Here is a 2,658-nt window from a genome sequence, read left to right as displayed (position 1 = left end):
CTTTCAAGTGGATCCGCATCATCTACCACTGCTGGAAAGAGCACATTCCGTACGACGAGGCGCGCTACATCCAATCGCTCTGGGCACGCCGCTCACCCCTGGTGAAGCGGCTCGGCGTCCCGGCACCGGCCTGAACGAAGGGGGTCCGCCACATACGAAACCGTTGACGGACCACCTCAGATGTCTCTGTACTCCACCCTCTTTTCTGAAGTTTGACGATGACGCGGATGATGAGGCGCGCCGCGACCGTCGCGGCGCTCGTCGCATGGATACCCTGCGCCGCGCAGGATTCGCTGCAGGTGGCGTCGGAGGACAGCACCTGGCGGGAGCACGCGCAGGCGGGCGAGGCCGCGCGCCTGGCCGGCGACTGGGGCGGCTGGCGCTACCACCTGGTGCGGGTGCGCGAGGAGGTGGGGTATCACCCCTCCCTCGTCTTCAACCTGGCCCGGGCGGACGCGCGGCTGGGAAGGACGGAGGACGCGCTGGCCTGGCTGCAGGCGTTCGCCGCCAGCGGGCTTACGCGCGACGTGGCCAACGACTCCGCCTTTGCGCAGATGCGCGCGGGCGCGGCGTGGGAGGCGCTGGCGGCGCGCATTGCCACCAACGCGCGGCCGGTGGCCAACGCGCAGCCGGCGTTCGCCCTCACCGACTCGGCGTTCATGCCCGAGGGGATCGCGTTCGATCCGCGCTCGCGGCGCTTTTTTCTCTCCAGCCTGCGCAGCGGCCGCATCCTGTCGTACGCGGTGGACGGCGGGTTCGCGGAGTTCGTTCCCGCGGGACGTGACGGGCAGTGGGCCATGCTGGGCCTGGCGGTCGACACGCTCACCCGCACCCTGTGGGCGACCACCCAGGCGGCGCCGTACTTCACCGGCTACGCGGCGGCGGATTCGGGCAAGGCCGCGGTGCTGGCGTACGACCTGGACACGGGGGCGCTGCGCCGCCGCTACCTGCCGCCGGAGGGCGTCCGCCACCAGCTGGGCGACATAGCCGTCTCCGCGGACGGCGACGTGTTCGTATCGGACGGGGACGAGGGCGTCGTCTACCGCATCGAGCGCGGCGAGGAGGAGATGGAGGCGTTCGCGCAGGACGAGCTGGCGTCGCCGCAGGGGCTGGTGGTCACGTCTGACGGGCGGCGGGTGCTGGTGGCGGACTACGTGCGCGGCATCGCCTCGCTGGAGCGGGAAAGCGGCGAGCTGGCGTGGCTTCCCGTCCCGGATTCCGTGGCGGTGAGCGGGATTGACGGGATGGTGCGCGTGGGGCACCGGCTGATCGCGGTGCAGAACGGCGTAGCGCCCAAGCGCGTGATCGAGCTGCGCCTGGACGACGAGGAGCGCCGCATCGTGGGCTGGCGGCCGCTGGAGTCCGCGACGCCCCTGCTCACGGAGCCCACGCACGCCGTGGTGGTGGCCGACGAGGTGTTCTTCATCGCCGACAGCGGCTGGGACCGGCTGGATCCGGAGGGCCGGCTGAAGCCCGGGATGACCCTGGAGCCCGCCCACGTGCTGCGGCTGGCGGTTCCGTAAGGGGAAGGTCCAGGAAAGATTTTCTCACGCAGAGTTACCAGAGTCAGCAGAGTTTTCTCGTGCCGTCGCCTCGCGTTCACGTCCGGGAAAACGCCACGAACAACTCTGCTGACTCTGGTGACTCTGCGTGAAACCATTCCCTTCGCCTCAACGAGGTGCACCGAGCGAGTCGGGGCGGTACATTGTCGGGCGGATGCGGCGGACTCGAGTCCGGGCACGAACGCATCCGCACTCAATCCGACGAACGATCCCGCCCGATGAACTACGACATCAACGTCGCACCCGACGAACTGGCGCGGCTGGTGGTGCAGGCCGCCGAAAACGCCGCGGCGCAGGGGTACTGGACCGGCGCCGCTCCCATCGCCCAGGACGCGCTGCACCACCTGACCCGTTTTCTGGGCCTGCTGCTGGCCGGCGACGACGACATCAACCGCCGCGAGCTGACCGTCTACAGCCAGGCGCTGCGCGGCGCCTCGGGCGTAGACGCGTCGCACGAGGACCTGCGCGCGGCGGCCATGGAGACCATGGAGATGGCCAACGACCCCGACGCGCTGCACGCGTTTCTGGGCGAGACGCCGCGGTACCTGCGCGCCATCGTAGCCATGGACCGCGAGCGCGGCACCCGCAACGCCGGTCAGGTGGTCACCGCGCTCAGCGGCCTGGGCGTGGCCATGCTTACGGCGGACGGGCGCGAGGCCGAGGAGGAGGACAGCATCTTCACCACGCACCTGAACCACCTGCGCGGCGAGCTGGACGTGCACGGCGTCACGACGGACTGATACCGAACTCGCCGTTCGGACGATCGCTGTCATTCTGGAAGGCGCCACGCAGGGACCCTGTTCACGCTCCAGGGCATGGGGCCGACCGAAAAATCTCTCTCGGAACGGGCGGCCCCTGGGCCGAAGCCCGACATGGCCGAGGCGATTGTGCGCCCAGCGTGCAGATTCTTCGGTCGGCGCACAGGCGCTTGTGCACACCAGACACGACGCGGCGCGCGCCTCCCCAGACTGTGTCAGAACTCGCGTGGATCGTGTAAGTTGTCAGCGAGCACAGGCCAGTCTCGGGGAGCGCGCGTGGCATACAAAGCGGGTGTAGACCGGAAGCAGCAGATGCTGTTTCCGGAAACGGTGGACGA

Annotated in this window: 2 protein-coding genes; both read left to right on the top strand. The window is 69.3% G+C overall.

Going from position 1 to position 2,658, the window contains the following annotated elements:
* Positions 1-218: 218 nt before the first annotated feature.
* The gene (locus tag ACOJUJ_RS10165; RefSeq protein WP_420126756.1) at positions 219-1,523 is read left to right on the top strand and encodes an SMP-30/gluconolactonase/LRE family protein; all 1,305 of its coding nucleotides are present in this window, start codon (positions 219-221) and stop codon (positions 1,521-1,523) included.
* 257 nt (positions 1,524-1,780) lie between these two features.
* Positions 1,781-2,302, top strand: a complete 522-nt coding sequence (locus tag ACOJUJ_RS10160; RefSeq protein WP_420126755.1) for a hypothetical protein — start codon at positions 1,781-1,783, stop codon at positions 2,300-2,302.
* Positions 2,303-2,658 lie beyond the last annotated feature (356 nt).

The organism is Longimicrobium sp. (assembly GCF_048594345.1).
Classification (GTDB): domain Bacteria; phylum Gemmatimonadota; class Gemmatimonadetes; order Longimicrobiales; family Longimicrobiaceae; genus Longimicrobium.
This window is presented reverse-complemented; position numbering and strand designations above follow the sequence as displayed.

Coding starts and splice junctions, on each gene's coding strand:
- ACOJUJ_RS10165 (WP_420126756.1), top strand. CDS start 219: ATGACGCGGATGATGAGGCGCGCCGCGACCGTCGCGGCGCTCGTCGCA.
- ACOJUJ_RS10160 (WP_420126755.1), top strand. CDS start 1,781: ATGAACTACGACATCAACGTCGCACCCGACGAACTGGCGCGGCTGGTG.